Origin of the sequence: Flavobacterium sp. (genome assembly GCF_049240005.1) — a bacterium.
Taxonomy (GTDB): domain Bacteria; phylum Bacteroidota; class Bacteroidia; order Flavobacteriales; family Flavobacteriaceae; genus Flavobacterium.
In genome coordinates this window covers 54,891-79,154 of the sequence record NZ_JBMLTK010000129.1, presented here as the reverse complement: position 1 = coordinate 79,154, position 24,264 = coordinate 54,891, and the positions used below count along the sequence as shown (strand labels likewise).

Annotated in this window: 24 protein-coding genes; 12 read left to right on the top strand and 12 right to left on the bottom strand. The window is 41.0% G+C overall.

Annotated elements, in window-relative coordinates; genetic code table 11:
- Positions 1–2,799 (bottom strand): excinuclease ABC subunit UvrA, encoded by a 2,799-nt coding sequence (gene uvrA / locus ACOVQQ_RS13280; RefSeq protein ID WP_421818613.1) that lies wholly within the window; start codon positions 2,797–2,799, stop codon positions 1–3.
- A gap of 314 nt (positions 2,800–3,113) precedes the next feature.
- On the opposite strand from uvrA, the gene ACOVQQ_RS13275 reads away from it, so the two are divergent.
- The gene (locus ACOVQQ_RS13275) at positions 3,114–3,698 is read left to right on the top strand and encodes an RNA polymerase sigma factor (protein WP_298146105.1); all 585 of its coding nucleotides are present in this window, start codon (positions 3,114–3,116) and stop codon (positions 3,696–3,698) included.
- A 52-nt stretch (positions 3,699–3,750) separates the two neighbouring features.
- Complete coding sequence (locus tag ACOVQQ_RS13270) at positions 3,751–3,894, top strand: hypothetical protein (RefSeq protein WP_165764475.1); 144 nt, start codon at positions 3,751–3,753, stop codon at positions 3,892–3,894.
- Between the two features lie 75 nt (positions 3,895–3,969).
- Here ACOVQQ_RS13270 and ACOVQQ_RS13265 read toward each other — a convergent pair whose 3' ends face one another.
- Entirely contained in the window at positions 3,970–4,629 is a 660-nt protein-coding gene (locus tag ACOVQQ_RS13265) for an endonuclease III domain-containing protein (RefSeq protein WP_298146112.1), read from the bottom strand.
- Positions 4,630–4,857: 228 nt separating this feature from the next.
- Here ACOVQQ_RS13265 and bcp point away from each other — a divergent pair, with 228 nt between their 5' ends.
- A complete protein-coding gene (bcp, locus tag ACOVQQ_RS13260; protein WP_094486380.1) occupies positions 4,858–5,310 on the top strand; it encodes a thioredoxin-dependent thiol peroxidase in 453 nt (150 codons plus the stop codon).
- Positions 5,311–5,446: 136 nt separating this feature from the next.
- On the opposite strand, the gene ACOVQQ_RS13255 is transcribed toward bcp, so the two are convergent.
- A complete protein-coding gene (locus ACOVQQ_RS13255; RefSeq protein WP_421818612.1) occupies positions 5,447–6,901 on the bottom strand; it encodes a TonB-dependent receptor in 1,455 nt (484 codons plus the stop codon).
- Between the two features lie 139 nt (positions 6,902–7,040).
- Between ACOVQQ_RS13255 and ACOVQQ_RS13250 the strand changes: the two genes are divergently transcribed.
- Positions 7,041–7,820, top strand: a complete 780-nt coding sequence (locus tag ACOVQQ_RS13250) for an MBL fold metallo-hydrolase (RefSeq protein ID WP_421818611.1) — start codon at positions 7,041–7,043, stop codon at positions 7,818–7,820.
- Complete coding sequence (locus tag ACOVQQ_RS13245; RefSeq protein ID WP_094486377.1) at positions 7,817–8,314, top strand: hypothetical protein; 498 nt, start codon at positions 7,817–7,819, stop codon at positions 8,312–8,314. Before ACOVQQ_RS13250 ends, ACOVQQ_RS13245 begins: the two co-directional genes overlap by 4 nt.
- Positions 8,315–8,618: 304 nt before the next feature.
- On the opposite strand, the gene ACOVQQ_RS13240 is transcribed toward ACOVQQ_RS13245, so the two are convergent.
- The 4 genes from ACOVQQ_RS13240 to ACOVQQ_RS13225 are packed head-to-tail and all read right to left on the bottom strand — an operon-like array spanning position 8,619 to position 12,753.
- Positions 8,619–9,260: an alpha/beta hydrolase gene (locus ACOVQQ_RS13240; RefSeq protein WP_421818610.1), complete on the bottom strand. Its 642-nt coding sequence runs from the start codon at positions 9,258–9,260 to the stop codon at positions 8,619–8,621.
- A 1-nt stretch (position 9,261) separates the two neighbouring features.
- Positions 9,262–9,588 (bottom strand): hypothetical protein, encoded by a 327-nt coding sequence (locus ACOVQQ_RS13235; protein WP_421818609.1) that lies wholly within the window; start codon positions 9,586–9,588, stop codon positions 9,262–9,264.
- The gene (locus ACOVQQ_RS13230) at positions 9,569–10,834 is read right to left on the bottom strand and encodes a dihydroorotase (protein WP_421818608.1); all 1,266 of its coding nucleotides are present in this window, start codon (positions 10,832–10,834) and stop codon (positions 9,569–9,571) included. The genes ACOVQQ_RS13235 and ACOVQQ_RS13230 overlap by 20 nt, the downstream gene beginning before the upstream one ends.
- Positions 10,831–12,753, bottom strand: coding sequence for a vWA domain-containing protein (locus tag ACOVQQ_RS13225; protein ID WP_421818607.1), 1,923 nt, complete (start codon positions 12,751–12,753; stop codon positions 10,831–10,833). The genes ACOVQQ_RS13230 and ACOVQQ_RS13225 overlap by 4 nt, the downstream gene beginning before the upstream one ends.
- Before the next feature lie 110 nt (positions 12,754–12,863).
- Between ACOVQQ_RS13225 and ACOVQQ_RS13220 the strand changes: the two genes are divergently transcribed.
- Positions 12,864–13,298, top strand: a complete 435-nt coding sequence (locus ACOVQQ_RS13220; protein WP_421818606.1) for a hypothetical protein — start codon at positions 12,864–12,866, stop codon at positions 13,296–13,298.
- Between the two features lie 75 nt (positions 13,299–13,373).
- Here the strand turns inward: ACOVQQ_RS13220 and ACOVQQ_RS13215 are convergent, their stop codons facing one another.
- The 4 genes from ACOVQQ_RS13215 to ACOVQQ_RS13200 all read right to left on the bottom strand — a co-directional run bounded on the left by ACOVQQ_RS13215 (position 13,374) and on the right by ACOVQQ_RS13200 (position 17,353).
- Positions 13,374–14,609, bottom strand: coding sequence for a peptidylprolyl isomerase (locus ACOVQQ_RS13215; RefSeq protein ID WP_421818605.1), 1,236 nt, complete (start codon positions 14,607–14,609; stop codon positions 13,374–13,376).
- Positions 14,610–14,676: 67 nt separating this feature from the next.
- The gene (locus ACOVQQ_RS13210; protein ID WP_094486370.1) at positions 14,677–15,777 is read right to left on the bottom strand and encodes a peptidylprolyl isomerase; all 1,101 of its coding nucleotides are present in this window, start codon (positions 15,775–15,777) and stop codon (positions 14,677–14,679) included.
- The gene (gene gldI, locus ACOVQQ_RS13205; RefSeq protein ID WP_421818604.1) at positions 15,774–16,346 is read right to left on the bottom strand and encodes a gliding motility-associated peptidyl-prolyl isomerase GldI; all 573 of its coding nucleotides are present in this window, start codon (positions 16,344–16,346) and stop codon (positions 15,774–15,776) included. Before gldI ends, ACOVQQ_RS13210 begins: the two co-directional genes overlap by 4 nt.
- Before the next feature lie 2 nt (positions 16,347–16,348).
- Positions 16,349–17,353, bottom strand: a complete 1,005-nt coding sequence (locus ACOVQQ_RS13200; RefSeq protein ID WP_421818603.1) for a DHH family phosphoesterase — start codon at positions 17,351–17,353, stop codon at positions 16,349–16,351.
- A gap of 81 nt (positions 17,354–17,434) precedes the next feature.
- Between ACOVQQ_RS13200 and ACOVQQ_RS13195 the strand changes: the two genes are divergently transcribed.
- The 5 genes from ACOVQQ_RS13195 to priA all read left to right on the top strand — a co-directional run bounded on the left by ACOVQQ_RS13195 (position 17,435) and on the right by priA (position 23,048).
- A complete protein-coding gene (locus tag ACOVQQ_RS13195; protein ID WP_421818602.1) occupies positions 17,435–17,734 on the top strand; it encodes a hypothetical protein in 300 nt (99 codons plus the stop codon).
- 576 nt (positions 17,735–18,310) lie between these two features.
- Positions 18,311–19,168 (top strand): carboxylating nicotinate-nucleotide diphosphorylase, encoded by an 858-nt coding sequence (gene nadC / locus ACOVQQ_RS13190; protein WP_421818601.1) that lies wholly within the window; start codon positions 18,311–18,313, stop codon positions 19,166–19,168.
- Positions 19,168–20,091: a YihY/virulence factor BrkB family protein gene (locus tag ACOVQQ_RS13185; protein ID WP_421818600.1), complete on the top strand. Its 924-nt coding sequence runs from the start codon at positions 19,168–19,170 to the stop codon at positions 20,089–20,091. The genes nadC and ACOVQQ_RS13185 overlap by 1 nt, the downstream gene beginning before the upstream one ends.
- Positions 20,092–20,134: 43 nt before the next feature.
- Entirely contained in the window at positions 20,135–20,590 is a 456-nt protein-coding gene (locus tag ACOVQQ_RS13180; protein WP_421818599.1) for a DUF2147 domain-containing protein, read from the top strand.
- 10 nt (positions 20,591–20,600) lie between these two features.
- A complete protein-coding gene (gene priA / locus ACOVQQ_RS13175) occupies positions 20,601–23,048 on the top strand; it encodes a replication restart helicase PriA (RefSeq protein ID WP_421818598.1) in 2,448 nt (815 codons plus the stop codon).
- 2 nt (positions 23,049–23,050) lie between these two features.
- On the opposite strand, the gene ACOVQQ_RS13170 is transcribed toward priA, so the two are convergent.
- Positions 23,051–23,746: a LytR/AlgR family response regulator transcription factor gene (locus tag ACOVQQ_RS13170; RefSeq protein ID WP_298146178.1), complete on the bottom strand. Its 696-nt coding sequence runs from the start codon at positions 23,744–23,746 to the stop codon at positions 23,051–23,053.
- Between the two features lie 171 nt (positions 23,747–23,917).
- On the opposite strand from ACOVQQ_RS13170, the gene rpsF reads away from it, so the two are divergent.
- A complete protein-coding gene (gene rpsF / locus ACOVQQ_RS13165; protein WP_094486678.1) occupies positions 23,918–24,259 on the top strand; it encodes a 30S ribosomal protein S6 in 342 nt (113 codons plus the stop codon).
- The last annotated feature ends 5 nt before the right edge of the window (positions 24,260–24,264 follow it).

Sequence of the window (24,264 nt, the reverse complement as noted above, 5' to 3'; positions counted from 1 at the left end):
CTACAACTTCTCCTTCAAATACTTCGCAGTAATCGATTTCTTGTTCTTCACAACCTCTTCTGGCGTACCGATAGCCAATAATTCTCCGCCGTTATCGCCGCCTTCCGTACCTAAATCTATCACCCAATCGGCGCATTTTATCAAATCTAAATTGTGCTCGATAACAATGATCGAATGTCCTTTATCGATTAGCGCGTCGAACGATTTCAGCAGCTTTTTAATGTCGTGGAAATGTAAACCCGTTGTTGGCTCATCGAAAATAAACAACGCCTTTTCCTTCGTACTTCCTTTCACTAAAAATGAGGCCAATTTAATACGTTGCGCTTCACCTCCAGATAAAGTCGACGATGATTGTCCCAACTGTACGTAACCCAAACCAACATCTTGTAACGGCTGCAAACGCTGCACGATTTTAGGTTGCTTATTTTCGTCGAAAAACTGCACAGCCTCGTCGATAGTCATTGTTAAAATATCGTCGATGTTCTTTTCGGCAAACTTCACTTCTAAAATATCGTTTTTGAAGCGTTTTCCTTTACAAGCGTCGCAAGGCAACGAAACATCGGCCATGAAAACCATTTCTACTTCGATGCTGCCTTCGCCTTTGCAAGTTTCGCAACGACCACCGTCAACGTTAAACGAAAAATGCTTGGATTGATAGCCGCGAATCTTCGACAATTTTTCCTTCGCATACAAATCGCGAATTTCGTCGTAGGCTTTTATATACGTTACCGGATTCGAGCGTGAACTTCTTCCAATCGGATTCTGATCTACGTACTCGATATGCTGGATTTTGTGGTAATGTCCTTGCAATTCGCCAAATTTACCCGCTTTTTCACCAATACCTTCCAATTTCTTCTGCATCGCTGGATACAGAATTTTCTTCACTAAAGTACTCTTTCCACTACCGGAAACGCCCGTAATTACGGTAAGTACTTCCAGCGGAAAACGCACATCAACATTCTTCAAGTTGTTTTCTCTCGCTCCTAAAATATCGATATACGCCGACCATTTTCGACGTTTTTTCGGTACTTCAATTTCTAAATCGCCATTTAGATAACGCGCAGTTAGCGAATTCGATTTCAAAATTTCGTTGAACGTTCCCTGGGCAACCAACGTTCCTCCCAAAGAACCTGCTTCGGGTCCGATGTCTATAATAACATCGGCCATTTTCATGATGTCCTCGTCGTGCTCTACTACAATCACGGTATTTCCCAAATCGCGTAAATGCAACAGAACTTTAATTAATCGCTCGGTATCCTTCGGATGCAAACCAATACTTGGTTCGTCTAGAATATACATCGAACCTACCAACGAACTTCCCAAAGACGTCGCCAAATTGATACGCTGCGATTCGCCACCCGATAACGAAGCCGAATTGCGATTCAAATTCAAATAACTCAAACCAACATCCGATAAAAATCGAAGTCGACTCTTAATTTCAATCAACAAACGTTCGGCAACTTTGGCATCGAACGCACTCAATTGCAAACCATCAAAAAAGGGAATCAAATCCTTAATCGAAACGTTTACCAAGTCGGAAATCGATTTTCCGTTAATCTTCACATACGCTGCTTCTTTGCGGAGTCGCGTTCCTTTGCAATCGGGGCATTTGGTTTTTCCGCGGTAACGCGCCAACATCACCCTATTTTGAATTTTGTAGTTCTTTTCTTCCAATTCCTTGAAGAAATCGTTTAAACCTACAAAGTACTTATTGCCTTTCCAAAGCAGTTCTTTCTCGCCGTCGCTGAGTTGCGCGTAAGGACGGTGAATCGGAAAATTGAACTTGTAGGCATTATTTACCAACTGATCGCGGTACCAACTCATACTTTCGCCACGCCAAGCGTACACGGCATTTTCGTATATGGATAAAGATGAATTCGGAATCACCAAATCTTCGTCGATTCCAATCACACTGCCAAAACCTTCACATTTCGGACAAGCACCAAACGGATTATTAAAGCTAAATAAATGCACATTAGGTTCTAAAAACGTCATGCCGTCGCGATCGAAACTATTGCTAAACACATAGCGTTCGTCACCATCTGCCGATGCCAATGTACATTTTCCTTTTCCTTCATAAAACGCCGTTTGAATGGCGTCGGCTAAACGATTCAAGAAATCTTCATCATCCTCGTTTTCTTTGTTGATTACAATTCGGTCAACAACCAAAAAGCCTACTTCAAATTTGGTTTTCGTTTCTAAAACCTCGTCGATACGGAGCAATTTCCCATCGGCAAGCATACGGGCAAATCCCTGTTGCAGCAATACCGAAAGTTTTTGCTCGACCGTGCGACCTTTCTCGATAAAAAGTGGCGATAACAACAACCATCGACTCCCATTCTCGAACGTTTTTACGCGTTCAATCACCGAAGTTACAGTATCTTTAGTCACTTCTTCACCCGAAATAGGCGAATACGTTTTGCCAATTCGAGCAAATAATAGTTTTATGTAATCGTAAATCTCGGTGCTGGTTCCAACCGTCGATCGGGCGTTGGTGGTATTTACCTTTTGTTCAATGGCAATCGCCGGAGCAATACCTTTGATGTATTCGACTTTTGGCTTGTCGAGTCGACCAAGAAACTGACGCGCATACGACGACAAGCTCTCTACATAGCGCCGTTGTCCTTCCGCGTAAAGCGTATCAAACGCCAAACTCGATTTTCCGCTTCCAGATAATCCGGTGATAACTACAAGTTTGTTTCGCGGAATACCAACACTTAAATCTTTAAGGTTGTGCATTTGAGCACCTTTGATGATAATGTTGTGCTTGGAGTCTAATTCGGCAATGTCGGCGTGCATAAAAGCTAATTTTACGCAAAGATATGAAAGGCAGAAGGCTTATTCTACTAAACAATTGATAACAGACGCAACTTGATATAAAATTTAGCATCTTAAAATATGTAAGATATTCGGGTTTTAATTACATATTTGGTTACAGTTTTGGTTGAATTACGTTAAAATTGTTTGCAAATGTTAAAAATCAAGATATTTTTTGCATTTCATTTCGAAATGTGTTTACATTTGGTTCATAATTAACATCAAAATAACAGACGCCTATACAATAACAATACTTTTAGTTTTAAAAATTGCTCACGTTTTAAAAGAAGTATGTTATGGCTACTGTTCAACTCCCCGACGCCCTTTTGATTCGGAATTACGTTGCTGGCGACGAATCGGCACTCGAAATCCTTATTAACAGACACCAATCAAAACTGTACGGTTTCATTTACTCGAAAGTTAACGACAGAGACGTGTCCGACGATATCTTTCAAGATACGTTTATCAAAGTCATTAAGACGCTAAAATCCGATTCGTACAACGAAGAAGGGAAGTTCTTACCTTGGGTCATGCGTATTGCTCATAACCTCATTGTAGATCACTTCCGCAGAAATAAAAAAATGCCAATGGTACGCGATACCGATGAATATTCGGTGTTCAATACTATAAAAGAAGCCGATCTAAACATCGAAAACCAAATCATTACCGAGCAAATCGAAGGCGACTTGCGGAAACTCATCCTCGAACTGCCTGCCGATCAGCGCGAAGTGCTCATGATGCGGATGTACCAAGACCTCAGTTTCAAAGAAATTGCCGATAACACGGGTGTTAGCATTAACACAGCGCTCGGTCGCATGCGTTACGCGCTAATGAATTTGCGAAAGCTCATCGAAAAACATCAAATTATTTTGACGAATTAGACAATATTGCCGTATTTGTGGCGTTCTGTTTTAAACAGACAAACACACAATTATGGCAAAAATCTACGCGCAAAAAAAAATTACTGTGAAACCCATGCATCCGAAACCTGAGACGGTACGGTTTCTGCTCAATTATTCCAAAGCACTGACTATGAAAAAAGTAGGAAATGTGCAGCTAGAAATCATAGCAAACTAAAAAATGAGAAAATCCGGTTTAGTCCGGATTTTTTTATGAAAATGCTTTTCAAAATCGAATTGCATTCACGGTATATTACGTCTTTTTCGACTTGTAATAGTCCGAAATTACCGTTTTCCGACCAATAGTTTTGGTAATGATGTCGCGCTCCAAATCCCAGCCACGTGCCGGCGAGTATTCTCTGCCGTACCAAATAATCTGAAGATGTAAATCGTTCCAAATTTCTTTAGGAAACAATCGTTTAGCGTCGCGTTCGGTTTGTACGACACTTTTGCCGTTTGAAAATCCCCAACGATACATAAGTCGATGAATGTGCGTATCCACCGGAAAAGCCGGAACGCCAAAGGCTTGCGACATCACCACGCTGGCCGTTTTGTGTCCAACTGCCGGTAACGCTTCCAGAGCTTCAAAACTCTGCGGAACTTCGCCATTGTATTTCTCTAGTAAAATCTGCGACAAGCCGAAAATACCAGCCGATTTCATCGGACTCAATCCGCACGGACGAATAATTTCCTTAATGCGGTCCTGTCCCAGACGTATCATCGCTTCCGGCGTCGAGGCTTCGGCAAACAAAATTGGCGTCACCTGGTTCACACGAACATCGGTACACTGCGCCGACAGCAAAACCGCAATCAGCAAGGTGTACGCATCCGTGTGGTCGAGCGGTATCGGAATCTCCGGATACAATTCTTTTAACGTATTTATAACGAATGAAACGCGTTCAGATTTATTCATTTCAATAATTTTAGACAGGTTTTTGGCGGCTTTTCTTGCTGTTTGCTGCAACTCCTCCATTTTCCCGCAATTCAGCCCAGGCAAAAACACGAGCTTCTTAGGTCGCTGTGTTTTACGCCGGCTTCATAGCGGTAAAATGTGCGGGGTTTTCGCGTCCATCAAGGCCGGGCCTCCTAAACCAAAAATCGTTCACAAGATCAATTCATCAAATTAACAAAATTAATCCGAATGACTACATTAACAAAAGGCGATAAAGTGCCCCAATTTGAAGGTAAAGATCAAGACGGCAACGTACACAAAGCCGCCGATTACCTAGGAAAAAAACTCGTGGTTTTCTTCTATCCAAAAGCCGATACACCGGGCTGCACCGCCGAAGCCTGCGATTTGCGCGACAACTTCGAACACCTGCAAGCACGTGGCTACGAATTGTTAGGCGTTAGTGCCGATTCTGCGAAAGCACAAGCCAAGTTCAAAGACAAGTACCACCTGCCGTTTCCACTTATCGCCGATGAAGATAAAGCTGTTATTCAGGCGTTTGGCGTTTGGGGACCAAAGAAATTTATGGGAAAAACCTACGACGGAATTCATAGAACCACGTTCCTAATCGACGAGCAGGGCCTTATTGAAGATGTGATCTCCGACGTAAAAACAAAAGCGCACGCGGCGCAGATTCTTAAATAGTTAGCTGTGTTTCAAATAAAAACCCGATTCATTTTTTGAATCGGGTTTTTTATGTCTCATTTCTGTCTGCTTTCAGTTCAATCTCGACTTTTGATCATTTCAAATCGTGAAAAATCGCAGGTTAAACTGGAGTTCACTACGAAACCAACACTTTATTCGGATCGTAACCAAATAAACGGTGCTTTTTAATGAGCTCGGCAATACCTGGTGGCAACATCGGTTCCCAGCCTGGTTTCCCTTGGCCAATCATTTTTAGTACTTCGCGTGAAAACACCTGTAAATTCTGTGGATCGAAATCGTCGATATCAACCACTTTTCCATTGAATTTAAAGAATTTATACAATTCTTTCATGCGTGGATGCACTTTCAAATTCTCCGAATTGATGATTTCTCCATCTTCGCCCAACATCGGATAAAGAAACACTTTCAAATCGCGATAAAACAATTTTCCGAAAGCTTCCAAAATTCCTCCACTCAAATGGCGGTAGTATTTCTCGTCGAAAATATCAATCAAGTTGTTTACACCCAATGCCAATCCCATACGTGCTTTGGTGTAGTTGCTGAAATATTCAACAACCTTGTAGTATTCTTGGAAGTTCGAAATCATTACCGTTTGTCCGAGCGAGCAAAGCAATTCAGCACGATCCATAAAGTCGCGTTCGTCGATTTCGCCGTCGGAACGTAAATTCGATAAAGTGATTTCGAAAACTACCAACGTATTTTTCTCATCAACTTTATTCTCCTGAATAAACATTTGATACGACTTTTTGTACATATCCATGTTTACTACCGTTACGGGTCGGAAACTTCCGCGTAAAGCGAGAATATTTTTTTTGTAAAGAATTGCTGCCGGCAAAATGTTGTTTCCATCGGGTCCGAACATCACCGCATCGGTCATGCCGTTTTTCACCAACTGCAAACTCATTAAACGGTTATCTACATTCGCAAAACGCGGTCCGCTGAAGTTTATCGTATCAATTTCCAACTGATCTTTATCCAAATGATCGTACAGATAGCGAAGTAATCTTTTCGGATCGTTGTACTTGTAGAATGCACCGTAAATCAAGTTCACACCTAGGATTCCTAAAGTTTCTTGCTGCAAGCGCGCATCGGTTTCCTTAAAACGAATGTGAATGATGATTTCATTGTAATCTTCGTCGGGTTCAATCTGGAACCGAATACCAACCCAACCGTGTCCTTTATATTGCTTCGCAAAATCGATGGTTGCAACCGTATTTGCGTAACTGAAGAAGATTTTATTTGGATGTTTTTCGCGACTCAAACGGCGTTCAATCAAATCAACTTCGTGATTCAACATTTTCTTTAAACGCGATTCGGTCACATAACGACCGTCGGCTTCAACACCGTAAATCGCATCTGAAAAGTCTTTGTCGTACGCCGACATCGCCTTAGCAATCGTTCCAGAAGAGCCGCCCGATCTAAAGAAGTGACGCACTGTTTCTTGGCCGGCACCGATTTCTGCAAAAGTTCCGTAGATGTTTTCGTTTAAGTTAATGCGTAGCGCCTTATCTTTTATCGAAGGTACTTGTTCAATGACCTTGTCTCCTTTTAACTTTATTCCGGTGTCCATTGCTGTTGCGATTTAGCACAAAATTATAATAAAAGCTTCGTGATTCCTGCTATTTTGCCCGAAAGTTAGCATTTAATTAGCAATAACAATTGCACATATTTCGTGCCAAAACGGAAACAGATTAATAACTTTGCCGTCGATGAATCCGAAATTAGACGTCTATTTTTTAGGAACAGGAACTTCACAAGGTATTCCAGTTATTGGAAGCACGCATCCTGTTTGTTTAAGTGAAGATTTTCGAGACAAGCGCCTACGTGTTTCCATTCGTGTTAAATCGGCAACAACTACTTTGGTAATCGATTGCGGTCCAGACTTTCGTCAACAAATGTTGCGATCGCAAACCGCTAAGCTCGACGCCATTTTATTTACTCACGAACACGCCGATCATACCGCCGGTCTCGACGATATTCGCCCGTTTTCGCTGTCGAAAGGCGCATTGCCTATTTACGTTTCTGAGGCAGTAAATCAAAATTTACGTTCGCGTTTTGCCTATATTTTTGATGAAGAAAACCGCTATCCCGGTGCGCCCGAGGTTCAGGTACACATCATCGAAGCGGGCAGAGCTTTTAAAGTTGGGGATATCGACATACTTCCGATCGAAGCAAAACACGGAAATCTGCCCATTTTAGGCTTCCGATTTGGAAAAGTAGCGTACATGACCGATGTGAAAACACTTTCTGCAGAAGCGCTAGAACAGCTTAAGAATTTGGATGTACTAATTATCAATGCGCTTCGACAAGAGCCACATCCCACCCATTTAAACGTGGGTGAAGCACTTGCCCTTATTGAACAAATACAACCCAAGAAAACCTATTTTACGCATATCAGTCACCATTTGGGATTCCACGAAAGTGTGTCAAAAACACTTCCTAAAACTATAGAATTAGCATACGACAACCTCGAAATTGAAATTTTATGAAAAAATCTATCTTCTTGTATCTCTTTATTTTATCGGTATTATTCAATGTGTTTACCTACGTTTTTTTATCAAAACAGGTAAAGTTTAATCAGGATCAATTAACGAAGGTGGAAAAGCGATCTTCAGAGAAAATCAAGAAATTAGAAGATGCTTCGGCTGATTCCAATTATTTCGCATTGGAAAACAACCAGAATGCACAAAACTATTTCGAAAAACCCGATGGTAGTTTTATCGCTCCGGAAAAATTAATTCCGTTCGTTAAAGAGCAGCTGATTTCATACAACGACAAGCCAACAGGAAATCCGTACACCGGTTACGAGCCAATCGACGGAAAAAAGTTCCTAATCAATAAGGTAAAAGTTTTGAACCACCGCTGGATTATTGTCGACTTTAACAATACCGATCTTTGGGGCGAAGCCATTATTAAATACTTCATTAACGATGATGGTACCGTCGATTTCGAAACAGCTGAATCGCTTCTTTACAGCAAATAAGCGTCCATATTCAACTAAAAAAAGCGGATATTCTGATACGGAATGTCCGCTTTTTTATTTTGTGAAACGTGCACAAAAGAGTTGAAATGTTAAAATTTCAAAATTTGATGAAATATGCGGTTTTTCCGTAAAATTTATTGTTTGGGTTTTCGTAGGGATAAACCCGTTATTCCCCTTCCCGTTAGGGCGAAGCTCGCTAAAAAAACGAACATTGCGTTACGGAAAAACCGTAAATTTTAAAGCTAATGCGACAATCTTATCAAATGTGTTAGCAAGCAAAATTGTTTTGATGGAATTCATTTTCTTAAACTTTTTTCAACCAATCTAAAAGGTCAAAGAAATTTTGAGGCGCAACGCCATGTCCGGCGGCATATTCGTGAAATTCGTGACGAATTCCGAGTGCAGTTAATTTTTCGGGAGCTTTTCGAGCCCAATCAATAGGAATGACTTGATCTACAATTCCGTGCGAAGCAAAAATTCGTGTTTTTTCGAAACTGTTCTCTTTCGTTTCTAAAAAGATTTCCGTATTCAAATAGCCACTCAACGCAGCAATATTGGATACTGTTTCAGGATATGACAGCGCTAGGGCATACGATAAAATCGCTCCTTGGCTAAAACCAATTACCACCGTTCGGTCTGTCGAAAAGTCACGAGCAGCTTGATAGCGTTCGATTGTTTCTTTTAGTAAGTCGCGAGACTGCGCCGCTTGCACTAAGTCGCTAAACTTATTTTCATTGGCATCAAAATTTATAGCATACCAAGCAAAACTTCCGTAATACAAATCGTAAGGCGCACGAAGCGAGATAATATGGTCGTTGGCAGGTAATTCGGGGGCGAAGCCAAATAAATCTTCTTCATTACTTCCGTAACCGTGAATCAGAAAAATTAATCGAGAATTTTCGTTTTTTTCTGCGGCAGCGCGCTCCAAGGCGTAGAGTTCGGTCATTTTATAGTTTTTTGAAGAATTTTTGGAACAAACTTCCTAGCAGTGGCAGCGGTTTGATGCTTCCCGAAGAAGCACTAAAAATTCCGTAAAACATAAGTACGCTGATAAAAATCCACAAGGCCGTAGCAATTTGTAAATTTTCGAAGTTCGAAATGATCACACCCAAGGAAATAAACGTAATCGTTAATCCAAGTCCTTGGCGAATGTGAAAACTTGCGTACGGATTTTTATCCTCTGCGTTCATCGACATTGCGATAAGCGGACCAACAAATACGATATAACTAATAATGGCCGCCGTTTTTCCTGAATTAATTTCTTGTGGTGTCATGAATTACAACTTGATTATTATTGATACTTCCTACAACATTTCCTTTGGTTTCAAATCCGAGTAGCGCGGCATTTTTACAAGAGCTGTACAAATTCTCTGGGCCTACCTGTGCGGTTCCAGCAGTTTCAAAAATCGTTAGATTTGCTTTTTCGCCTTCTTTTAACTGGGGTGTTGCGATGCCAAATAGCGCGCGTCCTGCCGTTAATTTATCTATGAGCAACTCGGTTTCTAACTTCGTATGTAAACAGCCGAAAGCATAATCTAAACCGATACTTCCCGGCAATGCAATTTCGAATTCAACCATTTTTTCTTCCAAAGTTCTTGGTGCATGATCGGTGGTGATGCAATCGATTGTTCCGTCTTTTAACCCATCGATAAGTGCTGCTTGATCTGCGGAACTTCGTGGTGGAGGCATTACTTTTTTGTTGCTGCCGAAGTCAGAATAATCATCTTCCGTCATCATGATGTTATTCATCGAAACACTGCACGTTACAGCCAATCCTGAGGCTTTAGCCCGACGAATTACCGCTACGCTTTCTGCTGTAGATATTGTAGGGAAGTGCAGTTTGCCTCCTGCGTAACGCAATATTTCTATATTTCGACTAATTTCAACGCTTTCCGCCAAAGCAGGAATTCCTTTTAAACCGAGTTTTGTAGCTGCTACACCTTCGGAAGCGAAACCTTTGCCTGCTAATTTCTTATCGAGTGAGTAACAAATTACCACAGTGTTTAAATCTTTGGTGTATTGCAAGGCTAGTTTAAGTACGTTGGCATCGTCAGGAGTTTTTTTGTAATCGCCAACCGCTACAGCTCCTGCTATATGCATTTCGTAAATGTTCGATAAATCTTTTCCGTTTTGCTCAACCGTAAGCGCACCAATCGGATACATTTGCGTAAGCTCGTTAGCCGACTTACCCAAAGCAAAAAGTACCTGCGCTTGTGTATCTGTAACTGGATTGTTGTTTGGTTCGTACAAGATTCCGGTAAATCCAGATTTTGCAGCTACTTGTAAACCATTTTTAATAGTTCCGCGATCTTCAAAACCGGGCTCACCAAACTGAACTGAAGTATCAAACCAACCCACAGACACTCCCAGATTATCGCCTGAAATGACAAGGTCTGCGGAAGCATCAATTTGCGAACTAATCTGCTGAATTATTCCATCTTTAATAAGGATGTCGGTGCGTTTCAAGTGCAACGAGCTTCGCGAATCGTAACAGCTAACATTTTTGAGAAGTATCGTCATTTTACAAACTTTTGAATCAATATTTCACAGATTAAAAACAAGAAAGCAAGCAGTGCCAAAGTGCGCCAAAAGCCGCTGTTATCGCGTGCCGCTGAAAATTCGGATAGCAATTGTTCAAACGAATCTATTTCTTTGGCAGCAGACGGAATATCGAACCGAGCGCTTACATCACTTTCGTTGCGTTTGTAGTTAAAACTCATTTTGTCGATGGCTTTTCCTTCAAACAATAAATCGTAGTTGCCTGCAACTGTTGGCGCTTCTCCAAAATTGAGATATAATTTTTTTCCGTTAATGCGTTGTTTTGGTATGAAATCGTACGATTTTTCAGCACGATTCACAATATGAGCAACTTGATCGGTTTCCAAATTCAAGTCGACAATTTTCTCCTGTTCTCCAAAAATCTCAAACTTCTGCAATCCCGCGCTGTTGTTGCCCGTTGCCATCCGATCGAACGTTACGACAACCAAAGGCGATTGGTAAAAGTTTGAATTCGGACTCGATAATCCTGCATTGAAAAGGAATACGTGTCCTTGACCGAGTTTAACGGCTTGCAGAAATGCAGATCCGTCGGCAAAGGTGAGTAACGGCAAAGTTCGTCCGCTGATCGTAAACGACGGATTAGCGAAAGGATACTGGAAATTATCGATTTTCTTCTCAAAAACACCTTGGAATAATTCGCTTTCAAAGGTAATTCCGGTAACTAATTTTTTGGATTTTGCCGAAGCAGTCGCTGAAAGTTGGAGTTTTTCGAGAATTACTTTGTAAGCTTCGGCACTTAGGGTTTCTCGAGGTACAATACTCAGATTTACGCCATTTTCGACGGCTTCTAACAAATTTGCGACTAAAGTGGGCGTGAATTCGGGTATCTCGTTTAGAATGATCAACTGCTGCTTTCCGATAACGGCGTAATCTAAACCGCGAATATCGGTTTCTGTCAAGTCGAATTCTGTCGTTCCAAATATTTTGCGCAGCGAAACGTTACGTTCAGTTTCGCCAACCAGCAATACTTTAAATTTTTGTGGCGCGGCAATTTCAAAGTAAAAGTTGTTGTCGTACGCCAGTGCATTGTCTGTAATTTGAACGTAGCCGGAGAATGGCAGTTTAGGCAAAGTAATGCTTACTCGTTGCGTATTTGTATTGAGTTTTACAACGGATTTTGCCACTGCAAGATTTCCGTTATAAACTTGAAGTGCAGTGGAAGCTTCGCCTTCGCCAAATTTTTGTAAATCGATGGCAATTTTGTAGAAGTCTTCTTGTGTTTCGGTAAGTTCAACGTTAGTAATCGCTATGTTCTGTTCCGATTCAATTTTTGGAATGTGGAAGTACAACTGCTGATTTCCGTCGGTTTTAGGTGATTTCAATTCCGATAAACCGTCTGTAAAAACAACGATGTCTTTGGCGCCTTTGACCTCGTCGGCTGAGCGCGATATCGCAGCATTTAAGTCGAATGGTAGGGCAGAAGTGGTAATTTTTTGTACTTCTTTTCGGATGGTTTTGATATCGGTATTAAAGTAGGCTTCGTCGTTGGTAATCAAAGATATTTTTCGGTTTTCATCCAAAGCGGATAAAATGGCTGCGATATTATATTCTAAAACGCTTCCCTTTTTGGTTTCAGCTCCGTTGGAAAAAGAATTATCTACGATGAGTACTAATTCGTTGTCGGCTGCTTGCGTATTTTCATTTTCAAAAAAGGGTTGTGCAAAGGCGAAGATTAGAAAGCTCAACAGCAATAATCGACTCGCTAAAAGCAAGTATTTTTTTAAGGTAGAACTCTTTCGTGTTTGAATAGAAAGTTCTTGTAACAGTTTTACGTTTGTGAAATAGTATTTCTTAAAACGTCGTAACTGGAACAAATGCACCAGTATGGGCACAATTAAAAATCCGAGAAAGTATAGAAATTCGGGATGTTTAAACGACATCGTATATGATTGCTGATCGAAGCCCAAAAATAGAACTTTAGATCTTAATTTTTCCCAGAATTTAGGAGAATTACAGAAATCATAACCGACCTTTGTGAAAACAATTGAATATGGAAATTATTTTAGGAAAGAAAGTAGGCGATTTAGTCTTTGGGATGCTTCCCGCAGAAGTGGAAAATCTTTACGGAACGCCCGATTACAGTTACACCGATGACGATAATGATTTAATTTACATCTACAATCAGCTGCAATTGCGTTTGGCATTTTACGAACTGGAAGATTTCAAATTGTGTTATGTAATTACTGCAAATCCGAAAGCTGTAGTTCATGAAATCAGTTTTATAGGAATGAATTTGAATGAAGCAACCGATTTATTGCAGCAACAAACTAAGGTAAAGCCGTTTTCAGAGCGTTTGGATTTAACCGAATTACTTGTATTCGAAGGAGTGAGTTTTAATTTGGTAGCCGAATTTGGTACGGTTTCTAAATTGGAAATCGGCGTTGCAGTTAGTGATAACGATGAATTTGTTTTTCCGAAGCGTTAAGCTATTTGGTTTGGAGAATAAAAAATGGCTGTTGGAAAAAACCGACAGCCATTTTTCGTTACAATCTGTTGTTTTTTATTTTTTTGGAGCTTCTTTAAGTAGTTCTACCTCAAAAATTACTTCGCTATTTGGTGGAATAACGTTTCCGCCACCACGACTTCCGTATGCTAATTCTGCTGGAATGAAGAAGGTAGCTTTATCGCCAAAACTCATCATTTTCAAACCTTCCATCAATCCTGGGATGAGTCCGCCTTGCGCTAAAGTGAGTTCAATCGGACGATAGCCATTCATTTTAGCTCTATTTTCATCGAATTTACCCCAAGTTTTGCTTGTTTGCTCGTCGCTCGACTCAAACATAGTCCCGTCGGGTAAGTAACCCGTAAAAGGTATAAAAACGGTTTCAGTATCTGTGGGTTTTGTGCCGTTTCCTTTAGTGATCACATAGGTTACGCCACTTTCGGTTTTAGAACCTGTTGCTTTCAAAGCTGTTAAACGCTGCGCTGTCGACGAGATCAAGTCTTTATATTGCTCGCGGTACACGCGTTTTTTCTCGTCTTCTTGTGCCTGTTTTTGTTTGCGTATTTCTTCTTGCTGCTTGCGAGCTGCTTCTTCGGCTTCTGCAGCTTTCTTATCTTCGTCGGGTTTCGAAGCAAAATAATCGCTCATCACCTTAACGGCATCAAATGATTTAGCAGCCGTTCCAACGCGACGAATCGTTACTTTTTCGATAATATCGTTTTGTTCGATTTTATTCACAACGTCTTGTCCAACTTTAACTTCGCCAAAAACCGTGTGCTTTCCGTCGAGCCAAGGCGTTTCTTTGTGCGTAATAAAAAACTGACTTCCATTTGTGCGCGGTCCGCTGTTTGCCATCGATAAAATACCCGCTTTGTTGTGCTTTAAGTCCGTGATTTCGTCTTTAAATTTATAACCTGGGCTTCCGCTACCCGTTCCTGTCGGGTCGCCACCTTGTATCATAAAATCTTTAATTACACGGTGAAATTTAAGTCCGTCGTAAAAAGGTTTGTTTTTTAGTTTTTCGTCGGTTACCCAAGTATTCGTTCCTTCCGAAAGGCTTACGAAATTAGCTACGGTTACGGGAGTTTTATCGTAAGCAAGCTTTAAGGTAATTGTTCCTTTGTTTGTTTTTATGTCTGCAAATAATCCATCGCCAGCGGCTGGTGTCGGAGTTACTGCTTTTTTAGCAACCGTTGTTTTGGCAGGTGCTTTCTTTACGCCGGGTTTTCCACCTTTTTGAGCATAAAGGTTAAATGAAAAAATGAGTAATAAACTTAAGATACTTGATTTCATAGTTTAATTTTCTCCCTTACTCTTTTCGCGATTGCCGGGATTTTCAGGATTTGTCCCGTTGTTGAACTTATTTTACAATTTCAATTTCAAAAACTAAGTCGGTATTCGGCGGAACTACATCTTTACCAGCTGCTCCGTATGCCAAAGCCGCAGGAACAAAAACAATCGCTTTTTCGCCGTACTTCAATTGTTCCACACCTTCAATAAAGCCAGGAACCAAGCCCACTTTATTTCCGTACTGAAACGGAATAGGAGTATAGCCGTTTTGGATTTTACGATTCTGATCGAACATGCCGTATTTCTTTGCGACCTCTTCTACACTCGAATCCAAAAGTATGCCATCGCTGAAATACGCACCATAGTGAATATTGATTACGTCGCCCGCTTTCGGTTTCTCTCCCGTCGATGATTTTACAATGTAATATTGCACGCCCGACGGTAATTTTTTTCCTTTTGCCTTTGCGTTAGCGAATTCCTGCAGCGTTTTCTCGATTACGGCGGCAAATTCTTTTTTGTAACGGAGTTTATTTGCAGCTTCCAACTCGGCACGTTTTTTTGCCTCATCGCCCGCATTTGCCATGTATTTTGAAAATTCTGAAACGGCGTCGAAACGTTTAGCAGACTCGCCTTTACGGATAATTTTAATCCCAATAATTCCGTCGTCTTGAACAATTTTGTTTACGACATCCATACCTTCGCCAACTACTTTACCAAAAATGGTGTGCTTGCCATCAAGCCAAGGCGTTGCTACATGAGTAATGAAAAATTGTGAACTGTTGGTTCCTGGTCCTGAGTTTGCCATTGCTAGTAAACCACCGTTGTCGAAACTAAACGGAACTTGTTCGTCTTTAAACATATAGCCAGCATCGCCACTGCCGTTTCCAAGCGGATCGCCGCCTTGAATCATAAAGTTTTGAATCACGCGGTGAAATTTAAGTCCGTCGTAAAAAGGTTTACCCTTCTTGTCGCCAACAACAAATTTATTGGTTCCTTCGGCTAAAGTCACAAAATTAGCAACAGTTACCGGAGCTTCTTTGTAAAACAAGGTCGCTACAATTACGCCTTTTGTCGTTGTTATTTCAGCGTATATGCCGTCTTCTAAATCGGCGTACTTATCAGTGCACGCAAACAGCGTAAATAAAAGTGCAAAAGAAATTAGTTTCTTCACTGTTTTGGAGTATTAGAATTAGTGTTTACTTGTGTTTCAGGTTTAAAATCGTGTAGCGTTACGGTACAAGCAATAGTTGTATTTGGACCAATTCTCTTGGTATCGCCTCTAAAACCGTATGCCATGTGCGAAGGAAATAAAAATGTTACCACTTCTTTTTTCTTCATCAGTTTTATGCCGTCGCGCAAGCCCATTAATATATTTTGTTTATCCACGGCATACGTTTGCGGACGCAGCTCAACTTCTGAATAAATCACGTTGCCGTTTAAATCGGAAATAGAATAGTCGAAATACGCAACATCGCCTTTCTTGGGTTTAAGTGTATCGTTTTGGTTTTTATTTTCATAAAAGTACCAGTATCCTTTGCTGCTCGCGATGTATTTAATCTTCGGATTGCTTTTGATTACCGAATCGATAGCGGCTTCTTCTCGGCCAACGAGTTTTTTGTTGCGTTCAACCGACTCCCGCATAAAAGTTCCCGATGTTCGCGAAACGGGCATTCGAGCTTGTTGCTGCGAACAGGCCGATACAACCAGTAGGGTTAGGAGGCTCAATATGTATTTTTTCATGATTATATGTCTAAATTTAAGACCAGTTCTTCAAATTTTTGTATCGTTTCTGCTAAGCTAACGTTCGATTTTCCGCCTGCCGCATTGATATGCCCGCCGCCGTTAAAATGTGCTATTGCAAACTGATTCACATCAAAATCGCCTTGCGAACGAAACGATATTTTAATGATTTTTTCATCCGTGTGTTCAATAAAAATCGCTGCAAATACAATGCCTTTTATCGACAAGGCCAAATTTACTAAACCTTCCGTATCGCCTTTAACATAATTAAACGCATCCAGCTCGGCTTGCGACAATTTCGTGTATGCCGTTTTCTTTTCGGGAAATACCTTTAAATTCTGCAAGCTGCGCCCCATCAATTGCAAGCGGTCGGCCGAGAAATTATCGTGAATGTTCGAATAAATTTTAGCGTGATCGATGCCGGTTTGCATCAAATGCGCAACGGCTAAATGTGTGCTTGGTTTTGTAGCAGCAAATCGAAACGAACCGGTGTCGGTTACAATTCCCGTGTATAAACAAGCGGCAACGTCTTTGTTCAAGTAATCCTGGCAACCTAATCCGACAGCCAAGTCGTATATCATTTCGCAAGTCGATGCATAAGCGGTATCTGAAAACGTGATTTGTGCATACGTATCGGGCATTTGGTGGTGGTCGACCATCACGTAAAACGCCGATTTGTTTTTCAGTGCGTGTTCCATATCGCCTGCACGGTGAAATGCATTAAAATCGAGCGTAAAAATGGTATCACAACTGTTTAAAAGTGCCGTGGCGGCTGAATTTTGTTCGTCGAAAACAACAATGCGTTCCGATTCGGGCATCCATGCTAAAAATTCGGGATAGCGATTGGGTGTGAAAACTTCGATTTTATGTCCGAATTGCTTCAATAAATGATATAAACCGAGCGATGAGCCCATAGCATCGCCATCGGGACTTTTATGGGTTACAATACCAATTTTCCCAGGATTGGCGAGCTGTGCACGTAATTTCTCTAAAAGCGCTTCATTCATGCGACGAAAATACAACTTAAACGCACTTTTTATACGTTTTCGTGAATTTGGATTAGAAAAAATTAACAAACCTTTGGTTGTTTGAAGGTAGTTTTTCAGTTTTTATGGGGTGCCGGCGGTGCTATCGTAGCGCTTCGCAAACGTATCGTCGGACCGCCGTCGCGCTATCCGCTGTATTTTTTTGGCGCACGTTTGGTGGAAGCTCATTTACGCCAAAAAAGATGTCGCTCCTATCGCTCACCCGAAAGAAGGGGGAAATGGAAAGAATGGAAAAAAGGGAAAAATAGAAAAAATGAAAAAAAGCGAATCCCGATAGCTTTTGGAAGCGAAAAAAGCGAAAAAGGGAAAATGGAGCACGATGTTTCACAAAGTTATTCTTAATGTACACAATGTTCCCTTCGACGTGGTCAGTCTAAGACGAATTGCGGATTAGTTGGGTAAAACGATACGTTAAGTGGTAAACGTCGCGGAGTCTATCCCGATAGCTATCGGGACTAACTTCTATTTTCTAGCTTCCCAAAAAACGATACGTAAAATGTTGAACGTCACGATCCCGATAGCTATCGGGACTAGCTTCTCGTGTCTAGCTTCTATTATCTAAAAAGTGGTAAATTCATTTCACTGCGGTAAGGACAGCAGCGGAAAGCGTGTGCGCGCCTTTGCGTACCGTTGCCGAAGGGCGGTAGCGACGGCAGAAGCTACAAGCACAAGTGCAACGGCCGCAAAGGCGAAACACCTTGCAGCGAATGGCCTGACGGCGGCTAAGAGCTTCCATCGAACGTTTGCCGCCGGACCGCCCAAAATAAGCAACTTCGTTTTATCGCATACAAGGTTAATGTTATCTAAAAAGTGCCAACAAGAACCTGAGTAAACCGCGATTATTTGATAATTTGCAGCATCACGCGGGTCTATCCATTATTTTTTAATTCCTATTTTAGCCTGCAGTTACTATTCATTATGATTTCAGAACACGAATTTGAATTACAGTTACAAAAGATAATCGATCAGGCTTTGCTGGAAGATGTGGGTCCGGGCGATTACAGTTCGCTCGCATGTATTCCGGCGGCAGCAACCGGCCGTGCGAAATTGCTCGTAAAAGAAGCGGGGATTATTGCCGGCGTTGCTTTTGCTCAAATGATTTTCAAAACGGTAGATCCAGACTTGCACGTGGATGTTTTAATTTCGGACGGCACTCCCGTTCAAATTGGCGATGTGGTGCTGCACGTTTCGGGGAAGTCGCAATCGATTTTAAAAGCCGAACGCACCGTACTGAACAGCATGCAACGCATGAGTGCGATTGCTACTAAAACCAATAAATTCGTTCAACTGCTGCAAGGAACTTCGTGTAAAATTTTAGACACGCGAAAAACGACTCCGAATTTTAGAGCGGCAGAGAAATGGGCCGTGAAAATTGGCGGCGGCGAAAATCATCGTTTTGCGTTGTACGACATGATCATGTTGAAGGATAACCACAATGATTTTGCGGGATCGATTACCAATGCCATTCAAAAAACCAAGGATTTCTTACAAGAACATGGTTTGGATTTGAAAATAATTGTGGAAGCCAGAAACATTGCCGAAGTACAAGAAATTCTGGATGCCGGCGGTGTGTTTCGGATTTTGCTCGACAACTTTAGCTTTGAGCAAACTCGCGAAGCCGTTGCTTTGATTGGCGATAAAACCCGTACCGAATCGTCGGGAAACATAAATGAAAAAACGATTCGCGCGTATGCCGAATGCGGTGTGAATTACATTTCGTCGGGTGCATTAACTCACTCGGTTTACAACATGGATTTAAGTTTAAAAGCCTTTTAATGTTGCTACAAGACAAACCGTTATCGTTTGAAAAATGGCCGGTTTTGAAGCCGATAATTTCATTTTTAGATAGATGGAAGCTCGGTTTTATGGGCGATTTATCGCTGTATCGTTTGTTGAAAATCTATGGCGTGGGAATTGCCGAAAGTGCAGTTTCGTACCGTGCGGGAGCCATTGCCTGGAGTTTCTTTATGGCGCTGTTTCCGTTTGCACTTTTTGTATTGAACTTGATTCCGTTTATTCCTATTCCCAATTTTCAGGACGATTTTCTCGAATTTGTTGCGGGCAGCGTACCACCAAATACATACGACGCCATTTCTGTAATCTTGTTCGATATCATGAATAACAGTAACAGCTCGTTATTGTCGTCTGGGTTTTTATTGGCGATTTTTTTGCAAGCCAACGGTGTTAACGCCATCTTAGGCGGTTTTGAATATTCTAAATACTACGGGAACAAGCGCAGCTTTTTTCGGCAGTATTTTGTAGCGATGGTCATTTCATTTCTATTAATCTTTTTTCTGATTCTTACGGTTTCGGGTGTCGTTGTTTTTGAGGTTTTTGTACAGAAATCTAAAATTCAGAGTGTTATTTCCGATCGTATTCAATTGTTGGAAATCGGTCGGTATTTGTTTCTAGCTTTAATGATCTTTCTGACAGTGAGTACTTTACTGAAGTATGGTGCCAGACGTTCGGAGCGCTTGCCGTTTTTTAGTATCGGTTCGGTGGTTACAACTTTAATTGTAATTCTCACCTCATTTTTATTTGGTATTTGGGTCGAGAAGTTTGCACAATACAACGAATTGTATGGATCTATTGGCACACTTTTAATTCTTATGTTTTATATTTGGTTGAATTCCATGATCCTTTTATTGGGATTTGAACTCAATGCGGTTATTCGAACTTTAAAACGCGAAAACACCTAACTAATTGATTTTGGTGTACTTGTTTAATTGTAAGTAAGAAATTATGAAATTGTTTTACAGCAGTAGATTATTCTCAAAACCGACATTTTCGGTGCTTTTTTTTATGTTGTTTTTCCAGCTTTCGATCGGGCAAACAGTTCTTGGAAAATGGAAAACTATAGACGACCAAACAGGTAAAGCTATGTCGATTGTGGAAATTGTGGAACGAAACGGAAAAATAGAAGGTCGGGTGATCGATATTTTAAATCCGGCTAACAAAAACCGACGTTGCGAGAACTGTGAAGGGGAAAATAAAAATAAGCCAATTTTAAACCTTCGTATCATTGAAGGATTAAGCAAGAAAGGTGATGAATACAGCGGTGGACATATTTTAGATCCGAAGACAGGAAAGAAATACAAATGCTACATAACCTTAGAAAATAAGGATAAATTAAAGGTTCGAGGCTATATCGGAATCTCGCTCTTAGGGCGAACCCAATATTGGCATCGCGTTCATTAAACTATAATTCATGCCATACATTAATGTGGTATTGCCCCTAGCGGTTAATACTGCTTTTACCTATTTCGTAACCAACGAACAACTTTCCCAGCTGCAAATTGGTATTCGAGTTGTTGTTCCGTTCGGGCAAAGAAAGTTATACACTGCTTTGGTGAGCGAATATGATGTGCCCGCCCCACAAGTCTACGAAGCCAAACCTGTTCACGATATTTTAGACGAGAGTCCGATTGTTACCAAACCGCAACTGCAGCTTTGGCTTTGGATTGCCGACTATTATATGTGTAGTGTAGGCGAGGTTTTTCGTGCAGCCATGCCAAGCGCACTTCTTTTAGCCAGCGAAACCATTGTAAGCGCCTTCGATACAAATCCAGACACTAACGCACTCGACGACGATGAGTATTTAGTGTACGAAGCAATGCAAGTAAAATCGTCGCTAACGATTGCCGAAGTTGAAAAAATCATCGGTAAAAAGGTATCTTTTAAAAAATTGCAGCGCTTGATTTCCTCTAAAGTAGTGAAGCTAGAGGAAGAGGTAAAAGAAGTGTATAAACCAAAATTAGTGAGTTATATCCGACTTGCGGAAGCTTTTCAAGACAAAGAAGCGTTGCCTTTGTTGTTGCAGGAATTATCCCGGGCAGAAAAACAAAAAATGGCCGTACTGGCTTTTTTCGATACCCAGAAAAAAACCGATAAATACATTAGTTACAAAGAGTTTGTGTCGCAAGAACGGGTGTCGCAATCGGCAGTCGACTCATTAATTACCAAAGGTGTTTTTGAGAAGTATTACATTGAAACATCGCGATTATCGGGCAATTTTTCTGAAGGGAGTTCTGCTATTTCACTTTCAGCAGCACAGGCAAAAGCCAAGCAAGAAATTACCGACGCCTGGACGAAAAGCGAAACGGTTTTACTCAAAGGGGTAACCGCTTCGGGAAAGACAGAAGTTTACATGTCGATTATTAACGACTTGCTCAATACAGAGAATCAAGTGTTGTATTTGTTGCCAGAAATTGCGCTCACGACTCAATTAGTAGGTCGCTTACGTAAGCAGTTTGGGAATAAAGTTGCGGTTTATCATTCTCGATTAAGTATTAACGAGCGCGTCGAGGTTTGGAAGCAAATTTTAGAGCGAAAACCTGAAGCACAAATTGTAATCGGAGCACGATCGGCATTGCTTTTGCCGTTTAGCAATTTGGATTGTATTGTTATTGACGAAGAACATGAACCTACATTTAAGCAGCAAGATCCAGCGCCGCGTTATCATGCTCGCGATGCCGCTTTAGTTCTGGCTCGATTTGCAGAAGCTAAAGTGTTGCTGGGTTCGGCTACGCCATCTTTAGAAAGTACGTATAATGTAAAAACGACCAAGTACGGATATGTAGAACTAAACGAGCGTTTCGCATTACAGCCTTTACCGCAGGTCGAAATTGTAGATTTAAAAGACAAGCAAAAGCGGAAATTAATGACCGGGCATTTCAGCGATACGTTGTTGGAAGCCATTCGCGAAACTTTGGAACAGAAACAACAAATAATATTGTTTCAAAACCGTCGCGGGTACTCGCCCATAACGGAGTGCATTACCTGCGGCCATGTTCCGCATTGCAATCAGTGTGATGTAGCACTCACGTATCACCAATCTAAAAATCAGTTGCGTTGCCACTATTGTGGATTTTCGGTTCCGCAGCCGGTAAGTTGTTATGCGTGTAAGAGTCAGACTTTAATACACAAAGGATTTGGAACGGAGCAAATTCAAAACGAATTGCAAGAGTTGTTTCCAAATATCCGTGTTTTGCGAATGGATCAGGACTCTACTTCCGGGAAGTTTGCCTTTGAGAAGATCATCGATTCGTTTAAAAATCGGGAAGCTGAGATTTTAGTCGGCACGCAAATGGTTGCCAAAGGTCTTGATTTTAGTGCAGTAACCTTGGTTGGGATTATGGACGCCGATTCAATTTTATATCAATCGGATTTCCGTGCTAACGAAAGAACATTTCAGTTGTTTACGCAGGTAGCGGGTAGGGCAGGGCGTAGCACGAATCCGGGTAAAGTGATTTTGCAAACGTATAATCCGTTTCATTTTGTATTGAAAGATTTTATCAATAACGATTATGCGGCTATGGTAGATCGCGAGCTACAAGAACGGCAGCAGTTTTATTATCCACCGGTATTTAAATTGGCAAAACTTACGTTTAAGAGCAAGAACTTCGAACTTACGCAAGTTGCCGGAACTTGGTTTGCAAACGCACTTAAAGAGCATACGCGCGCGCAGGTGTTAGGTCCGATTGAGCCAGCTGTGGGTCGTATTCGCAACGAGTATTTGCAACATTTAATGGTTAAATATGCGAAAGGTGCTGCGGAAAAAGATTTAAAGGAGAAATTGCGTAAAATCCGAAGTAGTTTCGAAGCAATTGCGCAGTTTAAGTCTGTGCGTTTGATTGTGAATATCGATTATTACTAGAGTTAAGTTAAACTCAAGGCGCGTTTGAGATCGTCTTTTTTATTCCGCGAAAGCGGTATTTTAATTGTTCCGATCTCGGCATATTTTGAATTAAACTTTTCGACTTTATCGATATTAACGATAAACGATTTGTGTACACGAACAAAGCGCTCGCTGGGCAAATCATTTTCGAACGATTTCATCGTGGAAAGCACTAAATGCGTTTCATCGTCGGTGATCACTTTAATGTAGTCGCCGTACGCTTCTACGTATTTAATCCGATTGGTAAAAACTTTGAGTTTTTTGAGTTTGCTTTTAATGAAGATGTGTGTTCCGTCTTCCTCAGGAGCATCTTTAAGTAGCGAATACTGCTGCAAAGCTCGGCGTATTGCCGCATCGAATCGGGCGTTAGTGATGGGTTTTTGCAGGTAATCGGTGGCATCGTAATCAAAAGCTTTAACGGCATAATCGGGTTTGGATGTAATGAAAATGACTTGCGGTTTCTTTTTAAGACCGTCGAGTAAATCAAATCCGTTGATTACGGGCATTTCGATGTCGAGGAAAATGAGATCCACCTCATTATACGACATAAAGTTTTTTGCTTCTATAGCATTAGAGAACTCGCCAACTAATTTTAAATGTAGTGAATTACTAACGTGTTTATTTACTACCATTCGTTGTATGGCGCTGTCATCTACTATAACACAGTTTAATTTCACACTCATATTTGCAATTTATATTTGGGATGGTCTAAAATAGCTACTAATATCTGAATACACTAGCATTTCCAAGAAAAATATTGCAGTTCGTCGATATTTTTTTCGGAATGGATTTCCTTTAAATAAAATGATTACTTTTGCACCCACTTTAACAAAATAATTTATTTGTTTATGAATCAATACGAAACTGTTTTCATCTTGAATCCCGTTTTATCTGAGACCCAGGTAAAGGAAACAGTAAGCAAGTTTGAAGATTTTCTTACGAGCAGAGGTGCAGAGATGGTAGCTAAAGAAGACTGGGGCTTAAAGAAGCTCGCTTATGAAATCCAACACAAGAAAAGTGGTTTTTATCACTTATTTGAGTTCAAAGCACCTGCAGAAGTGTTAATCGCTTTCGAAACTGAATTCAGACGAGATGAGCGCGTAATGCGTTTCTTGACTGTGAGTTTAGACAAACACGCGATTTCTTGGGCAGAGCGCAGAAGAGAAAAACTTAAAATTGCTAAAGCTTAATTATT

What these genes read in the sequence shown, in the direction of transcription:
- ACOVQQ_RS13275 (WP_298146105.1), top strand. Translation starts at nt 3,114, where the DNA reads ATGGCTACTGTTCAACTCCCCGACGCCCTTTTGATTCGGAATTACGTT.
- gldI (WP_421818604.1), bottom strand. Translation starts at nt 16,346, where the DNA reads ATGAAAAAATACATATTGAGCCTCCTAACCCTACTGGTTGTATCGGCC.
- rpsF (WP_094486678.1), top strand. Translation starts at nt 23,918, where the DNA reads ATGAATCAATACGAAACTGTTTTCATCTTGAATCCCGTTTTATCTGAG.
- ACOVQQ_RS13235 (WP_421818609.1), bottom strand. Translation starts at nt 9,588, where the DNA reads ATGACACCACAAGAAATTAATTCAGGAAAAACGGCGGCCATTATTAGT.
- uvrA (WP_421818613.1), bottom strand. Translation starts at nt 2,799, where the DNA reads ATGCACGCCGACATTGCCGAATTAGACTCCAAGCACAACATTATCATC.
- ACOVQQ_RS13265 (WP_298146112.1), bottom strand. Translation starts at nt 4,629, where the DNA reads ATGAATAAATCTGAACGCGTTTCATTCGTTATAAATACGTTAAAAGAA.
- ACOVQQ_RS13230 (WP_421818608.1), bottom strand. Translation starts at nt 10,834, where the DNA reads ATGACGATACTTCTCAAAAATGTTAGCTGTTACGATTCGCGAAGCTCG.
- ACOVQQ_RS13225 (WP_421818607.1), bottom strand. Translation starts at nt 12,753, where the DNA reads ATGTCGTTTAAACATCCCGAATTTCTATACTTTCTCGGATTTTTAATT.
- nadC (WP_421818601.1), top strand. Translation starts at nt 18,311, where the DNA reads ATGATTTCAGAACACGAATTTGAATTACAGTTACAAAAGATAATCGAT.
- ACOVQQ_RS13185 (WP_421818600.1), top strand. Translation starts at nt 19,168, where the DNA reads ATGTTGCTACAAGACAAACCGTTATCGTTTGAAAAATGGCCGGTTTTG.
- ACOVQQ_RS13180 (WP_421818599.1), top strand. Translation starts at nt 20,135, where the DNA reads ATGAAATTGTTTTACAGCAGTAGATTATTCTCAAAACCGACATTTTCG.
- ACOVQQ_RS13270 (WP_165764475.1), top strand. Translation starts at nt 3,751, where the DNA reads ATGGCAAAAATCTACGCGCAAAAAAAAATTACTGTGAAACCCATGCAT.
- ACOVQQ_RS13250 (WP_421818611.1), top strand. Translation starts at nt 7,041, where the DNA reads ATGAATCCGAAATTAGACGTCTATTTTTTAGGAACAGGAACTTCACAA.
- ACOVQQ_RS13200 (WP_421818603.1), bottom strand. Translation starts at nt 17,353, where the DNA reads ATGAATGAAGCGCTTTTAGAGAAATTACGTGCACAGCTCGCCAATCCT.
- ACOVQQ_RS13215 (WP_421818605.1), bottom strand. Translation starts at nt 14,609, where the DNA reads ATGAAATCAAGTATCTTAAGTTTATTACTCATTTTTTCATTTAACCTT.
- ACOVQQ_RS13255 (WP_421818612.1), bottom strand. Translation starts at nt 6,901, where the DNA reads ATGGACACCGGAATAAAGTTAAAAGGAGACAAGGTCATTGAACAAGTA.
- ACOVQQ_RS13245 (WP_094486377.1), top strand. Translation starts at nt 7,817, where the DNA reads ATGAAAAAATCTATCTTCTTGTATCTCTTTATTTTATCGGTATTATTC.
- ACOVQQ_RS13220 (WP_421818606.1), top strand. Translation starts at nt 12,864, where the DNA reads ATGGAAATTATTTTAGGAAAGAAAGTAGGCGATTTAGTCTTTGGGATG.
- ACOVQQ_RS13240 (WP_421818610.1), bottom strand. Translation starts at nt 9,260, where the DNA reads ATGACCGAACTCTACGCCTTGGAGCGCGCTGCCGCAGAAAAAAACGAA.
- bcp (WP_094486380.1), top strand. Translation starts at nt 4,858, where the DNA reads ATGACTACATTAACAAAAGGCGATAAAGTGCCCCAATTTGAAGGTAAA.
- priA (WP_421818598.1), top strand. Translation starts at nt 20,601, where the DNA reads ATGCCATACATTAATGTGGTATTGCCCCTAGCGGTTAATACTGCTTTT.